Origin of the sequence: Martelella mangrovi, from assembly GCF_040545495.1 — a bacterium.
Lineage (GTDB): Bacteria > Pseudomonadota > Alphaproteobacteria > Rhizobiales > Rhizobiaceae > Martelella > Martelella mangrovi.
In genome coordinates this window covers 63,236-77,816 of the sequence record NZ_JBEPLY010000011.1, presented here as the reverse complement: position 1 = coordinate 77,816, position 14,581 = coordinate 63,236, and the positions used below count along the sequence as shown (strand labels likewise).

Sequence of the window (14,581 nt, the reverse complement as noted above, 5' to 3'; positions counted from 1 at the left end):
GCTCCTTCTCAATAGGGATCGATGGCATCGCGCAGGCCGTCGCCGAAGGCGTTGAAGGCGAAAACGGTCAGAAGCACGAAGGCAACGGGCGACAGCAGCCAGGGATAGGCGCCGATCACCGAATAGTTGGAGGTATCGCGCAGCATCAGCCCCCAGGAGATCATCGGCGGCTTGACCGCAAAACCGAGGAAGCCGAGGAAGGCTTCGAGCAGCACGACCGTCGGGATGGCAAGCGTGACCGCAACGATCACATGGCTCATCACGTTCGGCAGGATATGGCGGAAGATGATGCGCTTGTCGGTGGCGCCGACGGCAATCGCCGCCCGCACATAGTCCATGCGCACCAGACCCATGGTCTTGCCGCGCACCTCGCGCGACATCTGCGCCCAGCCAAGCGCCGACATGACCGCGATGACGAAGCCGAGAAACACCTTGGTCGGGGCGGTGACGGGAATGAGCGAAGCCAACGCCAGATAGAAGGGCAGTTGCGGAAAGGCGAGCACCAGCTCGACAAAGCGCTGGATCCAGGAATCCACCGGCCCGCCGAAATAGCCGGAGGTCATGCCGACGGAGGTGCCGACGATGGTGACGACCGTAACCACGGTGAGCGCGATCAGCAGCGAAATACGCGAGCCATAGAGAATGCGCGACAGCACATCACGGCCGAGCTTGTCGGTGCCGAGGAAATGGATGACCGTGCCATCGGTTGCGCCGATGAAATGCCGGTTGGCGGGAATGAGGCCGAACAGCTTGTAGGGCGCGCCCTTCACGAACAGGCCGATGATCTGCGGATTCTCATAATCCTTGCCGACGAGCGGCTGGAAGGTGACCGGGTCGAGTTCGCCGGTATCGCCCAGCGGATAGGCGCGCGGGGGAAATACGAATTCACCGTCCTTGCCGAAAACAGTCACCATCTGCGGCGGCTGATAGGCCTGCCCGGTGACGCGGGGATCGGCTGGCGACAGGAAATCGGCGAAGATGGCGATGAACAACAGGAAGACCACGAGGATCAGCCCCATCATTCCGGAAAACGAGCGTTTCAGCCGGCGCCAGACCAGCGCCATATAGGTTTCGTTCTTGTTGGCGTCCGGTTCTTTGACGGTGTCGACGGTTTCAAGAATATTGTCGGTCATGCCGAAGCCCTCCCGGTCTGTCGGACGCGCGGATCAAGGGCGACAAGCAGAAGGTCGGCGATGATATTGCCGATCAGCAGCATCGCCGACAGCAGCAGCATGAAGGTTGCCGTGACATAGACGTCACCGACCTGCATGGAGCCGACAATCGCCGGGCCCACGGTCGGCAGCGCGAAGATGATGGCGACTTCTATTTCGCCGGTCAGCATGTAGGGCAGGACGACACCCTGATACATGACGAGGGGATGCAGCGCATTGGGCACGGCATGGCGCATGATCACCTTGCGCTCCGAAAGCCCCTTGGCGCGCGCCGTCTCGACATATTGCATGTTCAGCGTATCGAGCAGGTTGCCGCGCATGACCCGCATATTGTAGGCGAGCCCGCCGAATGTCGCGATGGCGACCACCGGCCATATGTGGTGCACAAGATTGGTGAACTTGCCCCACGACCACGGCGCGCCGCCATATTGGGGGGAGAAGAAACTGCCCACTTCGTTGACGTCAAAATGGAAGACGAGAACATAGACGATGATGAGCGCCATCAGGAAGCGCGGCACCGTCATGCCGAGAAAGGCGACCCCCGACAGCGCCGTATCGATCCAGCTATATTGTCGCGTCGCCGCCACGATGCCGAAGCCGATGCCGAATATCGAGGCCAGTATGTGGCAGGTCAGCGCCAGCGCCAGCGTGCGCGGCAGCCGCTCGGCGACGACATCGGAAACCGGCTTGTTGTAGTAGAGGCTCTGGCCGAAATCGCCGTGGAAGACGATGCCCGTGATCCAGTTCACATATTGCAGGGGAAGCGGATCGTCGAGGCCGTGGGATTCACGATAGGCCTGCGCCTGCCGGTCCGCCTGTTCGAAGGAGGCGCCGCCCTGGTTGATCGCCTGCGAGCGGATATAATCGCTGTAATCGCCGGGCGGTGCCTGGATGATGGCGAAGGTCACGATGCTGAGCACGAACAGCAGCATCAGCCCCGACATGATCCGGTTGAAAAGAAATCGTGCCATTGGTCCCTGCATCCCTTTGGCGCATCATCCGGTTGATCCGGTTTTTCGATACGCGCATTCCGTTTTATAGAACCGCATTTCGCATTCATGATGCGCATTACGCTCTATGATCGGGACCGGCAGCCGGGGAGAGTATCGGCTCCCGGTCCCTTGGCGTTGGCGGCGGCCTTTCATGAAGACCGCCACGCCGTCAGCCGCTGACCGGGCCGTCGGCGCCCGGTTTGCCGGGCAGGGTTTGCGGGAACAGCTGATAGTCCTGCTGCTCGTCGGTCGGCACGAACATGCGCTCGCGGATGATCGCGTCTTCAGCCCAGTTGAACATGAAGATCGGCGCACCGGAGGCGACATTGTCGAGACGTTTGTTGACGATCAGCGCGCCGGGGAATTCCGTCAGGCCGACCGTATCGACGTTTTGCGTCGCCACTTTCTGATACTGCTTCATCAGCTCGGTGCGTTCTTCATCATCGCTGGTGGCGATGAACTGGTTGACGATATCGACAAGCTGTTCCTCATGGGGCAGCAGGTCGAGCGTGCCATCCGGCCCCGCGCGGTGATTGTGGCTGGTGCGCGGTCCGACAGGCGCCAGAGACGTCGTGCCCTGAACCACCGATGCTAGCGCCGGGGAATTGCGCAGGATCATCCAGTCGAAATCGCCGCCATAGCGCATCGATTCATATTGATTGTTCTCGATCGCGTTCTGAACCACGCGCAGGCCGACCTGCTGCAACTGCCCGATCACGCCTTCGGCAAGGTTGACGTCGGTATTGTAGGCCGAGCTCACAAGCAGGACGATATTGACGTCGTCGCCATTCAGTGTGCCGGCCGGCCAGTTGACGATGCCGTTGCCATCGGTGTCCTCAAGGCCGAGCGAGGCAAGGATTTCCTGCGCGCCTTCGGGATCATAAGGGTAATAATAGGTCGAATCCCGATCATAAAAGCTGGTGCCGGAATTAAGGCCGCCGGGATAAATCGCCGTGAAGGGACCGCGCACCAGAGAATCGCCGAGTGCCTGCCGGTCGATCGCCATGGTCACGGCCTTGCGGAATTCGGAATTGCGGTTGAGTTCGCGCACCGCCTGCGCCCGTTCGTCCGGCTCGCCCCAGCCATTGCCGGAAAGGTTCATTCGCATGTTGTAGCCGATCAGGCGCGGGCCGAAGGCAAGGCGTGCGGGGGCCTCCTCTTCAGCGGCGCGGCGCAGCGCAACGACAAAGTTTTCCGGCTGTTCGAGGTTGGAAAGGTCGGCGGAACCGGCAATCGTCTGAATGTCGCGGTCGGCCCAGGTCGAAAGCTTGTATTGCAGCTCATCGATATAAGGCAGCTGATGGCCTTCCTCATCGACCTTCCAGTAATAGGGGTTGCGGCGCAGCACCACGATATCGTCCGGGCGGTACTCCACCGGCGCCCACGCGCCCATGACCGGCCAGTTCAGCATTTCCGGCGGAAAACCGTTGCGATACTCGTCATAGGTCGTATCGGCATACCGGGGGTGCTTGGTTTTCATGATATGCGCCGGGCCGGGGCAGAAATTGCCATAGGCCATGTTGAACAGATACTGGCGCGGGAAAGCCTCCGCGAAGGTCCATTCAACGGTGTAGTCGTCAAGGGCTTTCAGCGTCGTGTCGGAGCCGAAGGTCTCGCGCGAGGCGCCGTTGAGCGGCGTCACATTCGGGTCAACGATATTGTCTTCCCACATGAAGATCACGTCTTCAGAGGTAAACGGCACGCCGTCGGACCATTTTGCGCCCTCGATCAGGTGCATGGTCAGCGTGTGGCCGTCTTCCGACCAGTCCCAACTCTTGGCAAGGTTCGGCAGCGGTTCCATGTCGCTGGCTTCGACCTGATAGAGCGGTGCCGTGCGCGTCAGGCATTCGAACATGCCGATGTCGATGCCGCCCCAGCCGGTGCTCTGGCCTGCCTGGTAGTTCCAGCCTTCGGGCCGGCCGCCGATCACATGGCGCAGGGTTCCGCCGTAAACGCCGATGCCATCGGGCATATTGCCGGTCTTGAAGACGAGCGGCTCGGCGGGAAGGCGTTCTTCCACCGGCGGCAATGTACCGGCGTCGACGAAGTTTTCGGTCACCCATTCCGGCTCTGAATATGACGGCAGCGACCTGAATTCCTCAATTGCGTCGCGCGGTACATAGGTGATCTTCGATTGCGCCGGGAAATCCGGCTGCTGCGGCACGATTGTCATTTCCGAGGCCATTGCGCCGGAGACAAGTGCGAGCGTTGAAATCCCGGCAGCCAGAAAGCTGGTCAGATGCCGGGCAGCAAGGTGAGATGTCATCGTGTCGTCCTCCCTCGTTGACACTGAAGGCGAAGGTGCTTGACCTTTCGCCGGTTGATCCGCCAGCAAGGCTCCTACCCACAGGCCGCCGGAACAGGAAAGACCGGCCCGGCGCGCCGCCGAACCGGTCGAGATGAACAAAGTCAGGCGTTGGCCGCCGCGCGCTCGGCTTCCTTTTCCGCGCGCATCTCGTCAACCGAGCGGATGTGCCGGCGGGCAGCGCCTTCCCATTCGCGCGTCCTGACGGTTGCCTTGGCGAGCCGTTCCTTTGCGCCTTCGATGGCATGGGCATATTGCGGCAGCCATGCGGCCTGGGCAACGACCATCTCATCGACCATCTGCCACACTTCCTCCGGCGTGCAGACGGCGCCGACCAGCGGATCGTGCAGGACGGCGAGCTTGAGAAGTTCGATATCGCCTGTCACGGCCGCATGAACCGACATGCGCTGAACATTGACGGACGCCATGCAGGTTGCCGCGCAGGCTTCCGGAAGCGTGATGCCGGCGACCATGTTGAGGCCGAAGCGGTCGACGAAACCGGGCGATTCGATGATGCAGTCATCCGGCAGATTGGTGATCACGCCGTTGTTCTTGCGGTTGAAGTGGCCGCGATAGACCCGGCCTGTCTCCAGTCCTTCGAGGATGTAACTTGCGTGCTCGCTGGAGCGTTTTGCCGGATCGATGGGCTTGGCCGCGTCTTTGAGAAACCCGTCATACTCGGTCTCAAACCAGTTGCGGTTTTCCGCGGTGTGACGCAGATAGCCGCCGGTTTCGCCGTGGATCCATTCCGACATGTCGATCCAGCGGGTGATTTCCTCCGGGCGCTTGCGGTACCAGGGCAGGTATTCGGAAAGATGGCCGTTGCTCTCGGTCGAATAGACGCCGAAGCGCTTCAGCACATCGATGCGGACCTTTTCCTGCTTCGAGAAGACCGGATGCGCCTCGAAAGCGGCAATCAGCTCATCCTTTTCGATTTTGCGGCCGTTGACGCGCAGATCGGTGAACCAGGTCTGATGGTTGATGCCCGAGCATACATAATCGAGTTCGCCCGGTTTCGCGCCGAGAACCTCGGTAATCTGCTCGGCGCCGTGCTGGACGCCGTGGCAAAGACCGATCGTATCGACCTTGCCGTATTCATTCGCCGCCCAGGTGTTCATCGCCATCGGGTTGGCATAATTGAGGAACCGGGCACCGGGTTCGGCAAGCTCGCGGATATCCTTACAGAAATCCAGAATCACCGGGATGTTGCGCTGACCATATAGAATGCCGCCGGCGCAGATCGTATCACCGACGCACTGGTCGACACCGTATTTCAGCGGAATGCGGATATCGTCCGCATAGGCTTCGAGCCCACCGACGCGCACGCAGGAAATCACATAGCGCGCACCCTCGATTGCCTTGCGGCGGTCGGTGGTTGCGGTGACGGTGGTCGGCAGTCCGTTTGCCTCCACGATCTTGTCGAGGATGGTTTTGACCATCGTCAGATTTTTTTCACTGACATCCGTCAGCGCCACTTCGATATCCGCGAACTCCGGAACGCACAGGATATCCTTGAAAAGTGTCTTGGTGAAACCGACGCTGCCTGCGCCGATAATGGCTATTTTGAAAGCGCTCATAGCCGCCTCCCTGAAACAAGAACCAACAAAAGGGTAAAATCCAATGCTGCAGACGCGATCAATTCATCCACTGGGGCCCGACAGGTCAAGGTCGGTCCCGATGGATATGTTCTGCCTGTAGCGCTTGTGTTTCAAACTCCCGATATCCATTATGCAGCAGTCATGGGGACATCACAGAGAGGGATTGTGCTTTCATGGGTAATTTTGTGCTGCAGGAATTGCGTAAAAAAGCGCCAATCGGGCGACTGATTTCGCTACCACGCGGCCATCAGGACCTGCATGCCATGCCGGTGAGTGCCGGGTATGAAGTCAGAACGCGGCCGGATTATCAGTGGGATGGCAGGCGGCGCGGACAAAGCCCGTTTTCGGTCATCCAGTACACGATTGCCGGTGCGGGAAACCTGCGTTTTGAAAACCAGACCTATCGTATCCGGCCGGGTGAAACCATGCTCACGCTCATCCCGCACAACCACCGCTACTGGCTGGAGGAGGGCGGTTATTGGGAGTTCTTCTGGATTTCCCTGAATGGCGAGGAAGCCATGCGCATCCAAAGGGCGGTGCTGGCGACGTCCGGGCCGGTGCTGAAGCTGAAAGACAAGACCGTCGATGAGCTTGCCAACTGCCTCGGCCGTTTGCTTTCGTCGGAAACCGACACCCCGGCGCGCGCCTCTGCCGTTGCCTATGAAGCGACGATGCTGCTTTATGACGATGTCTTCGGCGCGCATGCGATGCCGCCGGTGGAAAGCCGGGCAATGCAGCGCGTTACCCATTATATCGACGCCAATCTGGACATGCCGCTGCCGGTCGACCGGCTGGCGGAAGTCTCGGGCTTCAGCCGCGCGCACTTCTCGCGGCTGTTCGCGCAGTCGGAAGGCATGCCGCCGGCCGAATATGTGCTGCTGCGCCGTCTCAGGCAGGCAACCCGGCTTCTGGCAAGCGGCGATCACACGATCAAGGAGGTCTCGGGCATGGCCGGTTTTGCCGATCCGAATTACTTCGCGAAAGTGTTCCGGCGCTATTTCCGGGTCAGCCCGACCGAGTTCAGAAAAATCGGTCTCGCCGCCAGCATCATGACGATGAACACGGAAACACCCGCGCCCGGCCTGCAGAAAGAGCCGGTGACCTATTCGGGTGAAGACACTGAAAACCCGTGAAGTCGTCCGCGTATCATCTTGCATTGTCAGCGCTAATTCGTGCTTTAGCTGTTTCTGAACTTACAACGGAGGCGTATGGGACGGCGCGACGCCTTCAAGACGCGGCTTGTGGCGGGGCGGCTGAAACGGCGAGGCGTGTCGCTCTGCGGGTGGTTGAGAGCTTCAAGTTTGTTCACAGTTTTTTACATTTATCTTATTGAAATGTATGTTTAAAACGCTCAATGTTGAATCGATTTCCGGTTCGGGGTGTTCGCTGATGGGCAAATTGCATGAGCGAGTGTTTCGAAATATGCTATTTCGTTGAGGACGCCGATTATGTATCCGCGGCACCTCTGACCTGCGGAGGGAAAAATGGTCGCGAGACTTTCCGTTAATCTGAATGCAATCGCGCAGCTTCGCAACCGGCGCGACCTGCCATGGCCGAGCGTGCGCCGTCTTGGCCGGATTGCGCTGGAGGCCGGCGCCTATGGCCTGACGGTTCATCCGCGGCCGGACCAGCGCCATATCCGGTTTTCCGACCTGCCGGTCATCCGCGCGCTGATCGACGACGAATTTCCGGACGCCGAATTCAATATCGAAGGATATCCGAGCGATCACTTCATCGGTCTGTGTCTCGAAAGCGAGCCGGAGCAGGTGACCCTGGTGCCTGACGATCCCGCCCAGTCGACATCCGATCACGGCTGGGATTTTATCGGTAATCTCGACCTTTTGAAGCGCACGATTTCACGCCTGAAAAAGAAGAATGTCCGCATTTCGCTGTTTGCGGATGGCGATGCAAGCCGGGAGCAACTCGTGGCCGCGCAGTCCGTCGGGGCCGACCGGATCGAGCTCTACACCGGTCCCTATGGCGGTGCCTATGATGCGCCGGACCAGCAGAAGGCAATGGCCGCCCAGCTTGGCGAGACGGCCGCGGTCGCGTCTGAACTGGGGCTTGGCGTCAATGCCGGGCACGACCTGACGGTTGGCAATCTGCCGCTTCTGACCCGCCATATTCCCGATCTTTGCGAAGTTTCCATCGGCCATGGGCTGACGGCCGATGCCCTGGAATACGGCATGGCCGAAAGCGTTCGCCGGTTCCGCAGGGCCTGCGGCGAGCACATCTGATCCGGCCTTTGGCCGGAACCGGTGCGATCAACAGCAGGCCTCGCCAAGCGCGCCGCCTAGAATGCGGCCTTGTTTTCCTCGAAGAAGGCCCGCAGCGAACGGGGCTTGCGGCCGGTCAACTGCTCGAAATCGTCATTGACAATGTCGAAGCCGCCGGCGCGGACATTCGCGTCGGTGCTGACCATGAGGTCGACCACGAAGGAGGGCAGGCCCGCGGAACCGAGGCCGGTGCGCAGGGTTTCGATCTCGATGTGTTCGACCTTGAGCGGTTTGCCGGTCACTTCGCTCGCAAGGCTTGCGATTTCGTCCACGGTGCGGCTTTCGCCGTCCGTCAGCGTCAGGATCCTGCTTTCGTCACTGTCGGAAAGCAGTGCCGCAGCAACCGCCCGGGCGCAGTCGTCGTGCCCGATGAAGGCCTGTTTTCCGGTCCCGGCGGCACTTGACCACACGCCTTTTGCAAAGGCGTCCGGCAGGCTCATCAACAGGTTTTCCTGATACCAGCTGTTGCGCAGAATGGTATGGGCAAGACCGCTGGCAATGACGGCCTTCTCCGATCCCAGGTGATCGGGGGCAAAGCTGATCTTCGAGTTTTCGGGGTCGGGCAGGGATGTATAGACGAGGTGACGCGCGCCTGCGCGCGCGGCGGCTGCGACCGCGTTGCCGTGCTGCTCCGTGCGGTCGGAACCGGGATCGATCGCATCCGTCGAGATGATGGCTATCCGCTCGGCGCCGGCAAAGGCCGCGGCAAGCGTGTCGGGGTCGTTGAAATCCGCCTTGCGGACCGTCACGCCCTTTGCTGCATAGTCGGCAAGTTTTTCAACAGTGCGCGTGGTCGCGATAATCCGGTCTGCCGGCTTGCCGGAAGCAAGCAGAAAATCGAGTGTTTTGCGGCCAAGCTTGCCGGAGGCGCCTGTAACCAGAACTGTCGTGTCTGTCATGATCTATCCTTTCCCGTCCGAGATATGGTCTCGAAATGAGACTTCCCTTCATGTATGGATACCGGAGCGATTGTAAAGAAGGCACTCTTCTGTGGCGCGGTTACACGCGTGTAACCGGGGAAGGCACGACCATGGACAAGCTCTTTCAAGACAGGATGGAAACATTGCTGGGTGCGCGCGACATTGAATCATGTCCGGTCCGCGATGTCCTGAGCCGGGTGTCGGGCAAATGGAGCACGCTGCTTCTGCTGGCGCTCAGCGATGGTCCGCGGCGGTTTTCGGAATTGAAGCGCTTTGCGCCCGATATCTCGCAGCGCATGCTGACCAAGTCGCTGACCGACCTCAGGCGCGACGGCTACATCACCCGCACGGTCTACCCGACACAGCCGCCGCAGGTTGAATATGCGCTGACGGAAGCCGGGCACTCATTCCTGGAAGCCTGGCATGGAGTTGTGGTCTGGGCCCGGGATAATCGGCACCTTGTCCACGAGGCGCGCCAGCGCTTCGACAGCGAAGAAGGTCAGGACCGCTAAAACACAAACACCCCGGCGCGGGGAAATGCCGGGGTGCCTGCTGGAGGTCTTGTGAAGATATACCGCCATAACGGCGACAGCGGGCTTCATGTTCCGCGATAGTGTTAATTTTTCCCTAAGCTTTTATCGGGCCATCGCGTAGCAGCGGCACGCCGGTACGCATCCGATTGCGCGGCGGTGCCGACAGACGCCGCGCGGGCGCGAAAACAGTTTTTTTCGAAAAATCGCAAGGGATAAACGAGAAACACCCCGACGCAGGGTTCTGTCGGGGTGTTTCCGGAGGTCATCGTAAACGTGCTGATCTGATGGGGCAGAGACGTGCCTTACAGGAGCCGCATCACGATGAAGGCTGGCGGGCAAAAAGAAATCACCCGCGTTGTTGAGTTGAAATTAGCGATTTGATTTCCGATAGTCAATCGATTGATTAAAAAAATTACATCATATTGGCAGATTTTCTGCTGCAGCGCCGTTACGCTCTCAACAGAGGCGTTTCATCTGCATTTCTATTGAACAAATCGGGCAATTCCGGGTCGTCCGGGCGACCGTTGGTTTCTGGCCGTTCACAATCGCGCGACGGTGCTGTCCTGACGGTCGTCAACAACGGAAGCCCGGTGGGCGGGAAATTTGTGTCCGCCGCTGCAAGACGCTTGACGGGGGACGGAAACTGCTGCAAAAGGTACCGTACCGTACAGTACCAGAACGCGAGAGCTGCATCTTGATCGAAGACGTCGAGGTCGAACTTCACTTTACACCCCGCCAGCAGGCGGTTCTCGAACAGGCGCTTCGGCTGCTGGTCGAAGGTGGCGAGAAGTCCGTCACGACGGCCGGCATTGCGCGCGCGGCAAGCTGTTCGAAGGAAAGCCTCTACAAATGGTTCGGCGACCGTGACGGCCTGCTTTCCGCCATGATCGCCTATCAGGCAAGCAAGGTGCGCACATTCGAAAGTGCGGGGCACCGGCTGGATGCCGATGAACTGAAACATCATCTCAGCGCTTTTGGCCACGATCTTCTCGAGGTGCTGGCCGGCGACGTGTCGCTGGCGCTCAACCGGCTTGCGATCGGGCGTGTCACCAAGGACGGGCAGAAGCTCGGCCGCATGCTTCTGGAGCGTGGCCGCGGCCAGATCGACCAGCGGGCGAGGGCGCTTCTGGAAGACGGACGGCGCTCGGGGCTTCTGGTGTTCGACAATGGCGATGAGGCCTACCGGGTGTTGTACGGGCTCATCGTCGGTGACAGTCATGTTCGCCTGTTGCTGGGGGAGGCCGCCGATCGCGGACTGTTCCAGCGGCGTGCCGAACGGGCTGTGGAAAGATTCTGGACGCTTTATGCGGCCACCTGAATTGCCTGCCGCAAGCGCGGTGAGGTGAAGCTTTTGTCAAGGGAAGGAAAGACAATGCGTGTTTATTACGATCAGGATGCGGATATCAATCTCGTCAACGGCCGGAATGTGGCTATCATCGGCTACGGCTCGCAGGGCCGCGCCCATGCGCTGAACCTGAAGGACAGCGGTGCGAAGAATGTCGTCATCGCGCTGCGCGCCGGTTCGTCGACCGTCAAGAAGGCGGAAGCCGACGGTTTCGAGGTCAAGACCGTTGCCGATGCTGCTGCATGGGCCGACCTGATGATGATGGCGACGCCGGACGAGTTGCAGGCCGGCATCTACAACAGCGAGATTGCCCCGAACATCCGTGACGGCGCTGCGATTGCCTTTGCCCACGGCCTCAATGTCCATTTCGGCCTGATCGAGCCGAAGAAGACCGTTGACGTCATCATGATCGCGCCGAAGGGCCCCGGCCACACCGTGCGCGGCGAATACCAGCGCGGCGGTGGCGTTCCCTGCCTCGTTGCCGTCGAGCAGGATGCTTCCGGCAATGCGCTTGACGTTGCGCTGTCCTATGCTTCGGGCGTTGGCGGCGGCCGTGCCGGCATCATCGAAACCACTTTCCAGGAAGAATGCGAGACCGACCTCTTCGGTGAGCAGGCTGTGCTCTGCGGCGGTCTGGTCGAACTTATCCGTGCCGGTTTCGAAACCCTGGTCGAAGGCGGTTATGCGCCGGAAATGGCCTATTTCGAATGCCTGCACGAAGTGAAGCTGATTGTCGACCTGATCTATGAAGGCGGCATTGCCAACATGAACTACTCGATTTCGAACACGGCCGAATGGGGCGAATACGTCACCGGCCCGCGCATCGTCACCGAGGAAACCAAGGCTGCGATGAAGGCCGTCCTCAAGGACATCCAGAGCGGCAAGTTTACGTCGGAGTGGATGCAGGAATGGCATTCCGGCGCTGCCCGCTTCAAGGCAACCCGCCGCCTCAACGACCGTCACCAGATCGAGGAAGTCGGCGAAAAGCTGCGCGGCATGATGCCCTGGATCAAGAAGGGCGCACTGGTCGACAAAGAGCGCAACTAAGCCTCTTTTACCTCATTACCGATGAAATGCGCGAACCGGGTGGCCTTGCTGCCCGGTTCGTTTCTGTTTGGGCATCTGTTTCCGGCGTAGCCGTGATCGGACTTGGGCGCCCCCGTTGCACGGATCGATTGCTATAAATTACCGTACTTGCCGAATTCGGGACTGAATATTACCCTGTGCGGTCTGAAAACACGGTTTTGTTGCCGAATAATAGGTCAGCATTGTTGACTTAAATAGCCGATTGTGGTCATGTTCGACCATCAAAAAAGACTTCGAGGAAACCCCCATGTTTGACTGGGAAGAAATCTACGCGACGCGCGCCAAAAGGATGGGCGCGTCCGAAATCCGCGAACTTCTGAAACTGCTCGAGCAGCCCGACATCATTTCCTTTGCCGGCGGTATTCCCGACCCTGCGCTGTTTCCCAATGACGCGTTTCAGGAAGCTTATTCCGATATCCTGTCCGGCCCCGAGGCGGGCCAGGCGCTGCAGTATTCGGTGAGCGAGGGCTATCCGCGGCTGCGGGAGTGGATCGTCAAGCGCATGCGCGCGCGCGGTATCGATGCTGATCTGGAAAATATCTTCATCACCTCGGGATCGCAGCAGGCGCTCGATTATCTCGGCAAGCTTCTGCTGTCGCCTGGCGATACCGCGCTTGTGAGCTGGCCGACCTATCTCGGCGCGCTGCAGGCCTTCAACGCCTATGAGCCGCGTTACGACCGGCTGGACCTGTCGCGCAATGCGGCACCCGAAGCCTATAGCGCTGCGGCCGACAAGGCCGGTAGCCGGGTGAAATTCGCCTATCTTTCGGCGGATTTTGCAAACCCCACGGGTGAATCGCTGACGCCGATGGAGCGTGAAAAACTCCTCGATATTGCCGACGCACTCGATATCGTCGTGATCGAGGACGCTGCCTATCGGGCCCTGCGTTATGAGGGTGAACGCCAGAAAACCCTTCTGGCGATGGACTGTGAGCGCTCCGGCGGCATTGAGAATACCCGCACACTTTATTGCGGCAGCTTTTCCAAGACGCTGTCTCCGGGCCTTCGCGTCGGCTGGGTCTGCGCCGCAACCCCGATCATCAAGCGGCTGGTGCTGGCCAAGCAGGCGGCTGACCTTCATTCGCCGACCATCAACCAGATGGCAATCGCGCGCGTGGCCGAAAACAGTTTCGAAGCCCAGGCCGAGAAGATCAATACGGTCTATCGTGAACGGCGCGATGCGATGCTGAAAGCGCTGGCGGACTATATGCCGGCAGGTGTGGAATGGACCCGTCCGGAAGGCGGAATGTTCATCTGGCTGACGCTGCCTGAGCGGATGGACGCCACGGAGCTTCTGCCGCTGTCGTTGAAGACGGCCAAGGTGGCCTTCGTGCCCGGCAATGCCTTTTATGCCGATGGCAGCGGGCGCAATCACCTGCGCCTGTCGTTTTCGTGCAGCGCACCCGAGGTGATCGATGAGGGCATCCGGAGGCTTGGCGCTGTTTTGAGTGAAGAACTGGCAGCCGCCGCCTGAATTCCGGCATTTTTAACTGCAAAAGCCGAAAGGCCCGTCATCTCAATGGCGGGCCTTTTGTTTGTCAGGTTGGTGCTGTAGCGTGCGCGCCGTTCATGACTGGCTTTCGCAGAATTCAGGATATTCCATGCCCATTTCGCTTCTTGATTGTCCGCAGGACTGGCCACCGGAAAACAAGGCCTTTCCGCTTCGTGAAATCGACATTCGCATCACCGATAATGCAGCGGTGGACCTGAAGCCGTTCGATGGCGCGGTGGAAGCCAACTGGGCGCAGGAAAAGGCGGCCAATCCGCATCTTTTCAATGGCCGTCTGGTCACGCTCAACCAGGTTGATCTCTGTGACGGCGCCGTGCGCGCCAGAGGTCAGATCGTGCCTTATGCCTATCATCTGTGGTGGCGCAAACAGCCGGAAGCGCCGCCGACCTTTCACAGTTTCGCCATGCCGATGATCCAGTCGGCCGATGACGCGGTCATCGCGATCCGCATGAGCAGCATCACCGCCAATGCCGGCAAGGTCTATTGCGCTTCCGGGTCGCTGGAAGAAGACGACATTGTCGACGGGCGCATCGATATCGATGCCAATATGGCGCGCGAAGTGGCGGAGGAAACTGGCCTTGCTCTGGGCGAGATGGAGGCGGGGCCTGACTATTACTGCGCCCGCCATGGCCAGATCGTCATGTTCTACCGCTTTTTCCGGTCCGCGCTTGACGCCGACGCGCTTATGGCAAAAGTTCATCGGCATATGCGTCAGGATACGGAAAAAGAAATCGACGCCGTTCTGGCAATTACCAGCGACAACAGGGATAATTTCGATTACTCCCATTCAATGCCGCCGGCACTGGATCTGATTTTCGGCGGTCGGGCGTGAGGAAAGACTATC

12 protein-coding genes are annotated in these 14,581 nt (G+C 59.7%); 7 read left to right on the top strand and 5 right to left on the bottom strand.

Features of this window, described 5'->3' with window-relative positions; genetic code table 11:
* Positions 1 to 8: 8 nt before the first annotated feature.
* From ABID12_RS15060 to ABID12_RS15045, 4 genes are all read right to left on the bottom strand, one after another.
* Positions 9 to 1,133 (bottom strand): ABC transporter permease, encoded by a 1,125-nt coding sequence (locus ABID12_RS15060; protein WP_354434934.1) that lies wholly within the window; start codon positions 1,131 to 1,133, stop codon positions 9 to 11.
* Positions 1,130 to 2,143 (bottom strand): ABC transporter permease, encoded by a 1,014-nt coding sequence (locus ABID12_RS15055; RefSeq protein ID WP_106301062.1) that lies wholly within the window; start codon positions 2,141 to 2,143, stop codon positions 1,130 to 1,132. The genes ABID12_RS15060 and ABID12_RS15055 overlap by 4 nt, the downstream gene beginning before the upstream one ends.
* A gap of 190 nt (positions 2,144 to 2,333) precedes the next feature.
* Complete coding sequence (locus ABID12_RS15050; protein ID WP_354434933.1) at positions 2,334 to 4,430, bottom strand: ABC transporter substrate-binding protein; 2,097 nt, start codon at positions 4,428 to 4,430, stop codon at positions 2,334 to 2,336.
* 143 nt (positions 4,431 to 4,573) lie between these two features.
* Entirely contained in the window at positions 4,574 to 6,046 is a 1,473-nt protein-coding gene (locus ABID12_RS15045) for an alpha-glucosidase/alpha-galactosidase (protein WP_354434932.1), read from the bottom strand.
* Between the two features lie 194 nt (positions 6,047 to 6,240).
* Here ABID12_RS15045 and ABID12_RS15040 point away from each other — a divergent pair, with 194 nt between their 5' ends.
* Together ABID12_RS15040 and ABID12_RS15035 are read left to right on the top strand one after the other, a co-directional pair.
* Positions 6,241 to 7,200: an AraC family transcriptional regulator gene (locus ABID12_RS15040; RefSeq protein WP_354434931.1), complete on the top strand. Its 960-nt coding sequence runs from the start codon at positions 6,241 to 6,243 to the stop codon at positions 7,198 to 7,200.
* Positions 7,201 to 7,551: 351 nt separating this feature from the next.
* Positions 7,552 to 8,304 (top strand): pyridoxine 5'-phosphate synthase, encoded by a 753-nt coding sequence (locus tag ABID12_RS15035; RefSeq protein WP_354434930.1) that lies wholly within the window; start codon positions 7,552 to 7,554, stop codon positions 8,302 to 8,304.
* Positions 8,305 to 8,360: 56 nt separating this feature from the next.
* Here the strand turns inward: ABID12_RS15035 and ABID12_RS15030 are convergent, their stop codons facing one another.
* Complete coding sequence (locus ABID12_RS15030; RefSeq protein WP_354434929.1) at positions 8,361 to 9,242, bottom strand: SDR family oxidoreductase; 882 nt, start codon at positions 9,240 to 9,242, stop codon at positions 8,361 to 8,363.
* Positions 9,243 to 9,373: 131 nt separating this feature from the next.
* On the opposite strand from ABID12_RS15030, the gene ABID12_RS15025 reads away from it, so the two are divergent.
* From ABID12_RS15025 to ABID12_RS15005, 5 genes are all read left to right on the top strand, one after another.
* The gene (locus tag ABID12_RS15025) at positions 9,374 to 9,775 is read left to right on the top strand and encodes a winged helix-turn-helix transcriptional regulator (protein WP_106301045.1); all 402 of its coding nucleotides are present in this window, start codon (positions 9,374 to 9,376) and stop codon (positions 9,773 to 9,775) included.
* A 715-nt stretch (positions 9,776 to 10,490) separates the two neighbouring features.
* Complete coding sequence (locus ABID12_RS15020; RefSeq protein ID WP_435528241.1) at positions 10,491 to 11,114, top strand: TetR/AcrR family transcriptional regulator; 624 nt, start codon at positions 10,491 to 10,493, stop codon at positions 11,112 to 11,114.
* A gap of 54 nt (positions 11,115 to 11,168) precedes the next feature.
* On the top strand, positions 11,169 to 12,188 hold the full coding sequence (ilvC, locus tag ABID12_RS15015) for a ketol-acid reductoisomerase (RefSeq protein WP_106301040.1): 1,020 nt from the start codon (positions 11,169 to 11,171) through the stop codon (positions 12,186 to 12,188).
* 286 nt (positions 12,189 to 12,474) lie between these two features.
* Positions 12,475 to 13,701, top strand: coding sequence for an aminotransferase-like domain-containing protein (locus ABID12_RS15010; RefSeq protein WP_106301037.1), 1,227 nt, complete (start codon positions 12,475 to 12,477; stop codon positions 13,699 to 13,701).
* A 127-nt stretch (positions 13,702 to 13,828) separates the two neighbouring features.
* A complete protein-coding gene (locus tag ABID12_RS15005) occupies positions 13,829 to 14,569 on the top strand; it encodes an NUDIX hydrolase (protein ID WP_354434928.1) in 741 nt (246 codons plus the stop codon).
* Positions 14,570 to 14,581: the final 12 nt, after the last annotated feature.

Bases quoted from the DNA above. Each gene is read 5' to 3' on its own strand.
- ABID12_RS15035 (WP_354434930.1), top strand. From the start codon at position 7,552: ATGGTCGCGAGACTTTCCGTTAATCTGAATGCAATCGCGCAGCTTCGC.
- ABID12_RS15045 (WP_354434932.1), bottom strand. From the start codon at position 6,046: ATGAGCGCTTTCAAAATAGCCATTATCGGCGCAGGCAGCGTCGGTTTC.
- ABID12_RS15025 (WP_106301045.1), top strand. From the start codon at position 9,374: ATGGACAAGCTCTTTCAAGACAGGATGGAAACATTGCTGGGTGCGCGC.
- ABID12_RS15030 (WP_354434929.1), bottom strand. From the start codon at position 9,242: ATGACAGACACGACAGTTCTGGTTACAGGCGCCTCCGGCAAGCTTGGC.
- ABID12_RS15010 (WP_106301037.1), top strand. From the start codon at position 12,475: ATGTTTGACTGGGAAGAAATCTACGCGACGCGCGCCAAAAGGATGGGC.
- ABID12_RS15050 (WP_354434933.1), bottom strand. From the start codon at position 4,430: ATGACATCTCACCTTGCTGCCCGGCATCTGACCAGCTTTCTGGCTGCC.
- ABID12_RS15005 (WP_354434928.1), top strand. From the start codon at position 13,829: ATGCCCATTTCGCTTCTTGATTGTCCGCAGGACTGGCCACCGGAAAAC.
- ABID12_RS15040 (WP_354434931.1), top strand. From the start codon at position 6,241: ATGGGTAATTTTGTGCTGCAGGAATTGCGTAAAAAAGCGCCAATCGGG.
- ilvC (WP_106301040.1), top strand. From the start codon at position 11,169: ATGCGTGTTTATTACGATCAGGATGCGGATATCAATCTCGTCAACGGC.
- ABID12_RS15060 (WP_354434934.1), bottom strand. From the start codon at position 1,133: ATGACCGACAATATTCTTGAAACCGTCGACACCGTCAAAGAACCGGAC.
- ABID12_RS15055 (WP_106301062.1), bottom strand. From the start codon at position 2,143: ATGGCACGATTTCTTTTCAACCGGATCATGTCGGGGCTGATGCTGCTG.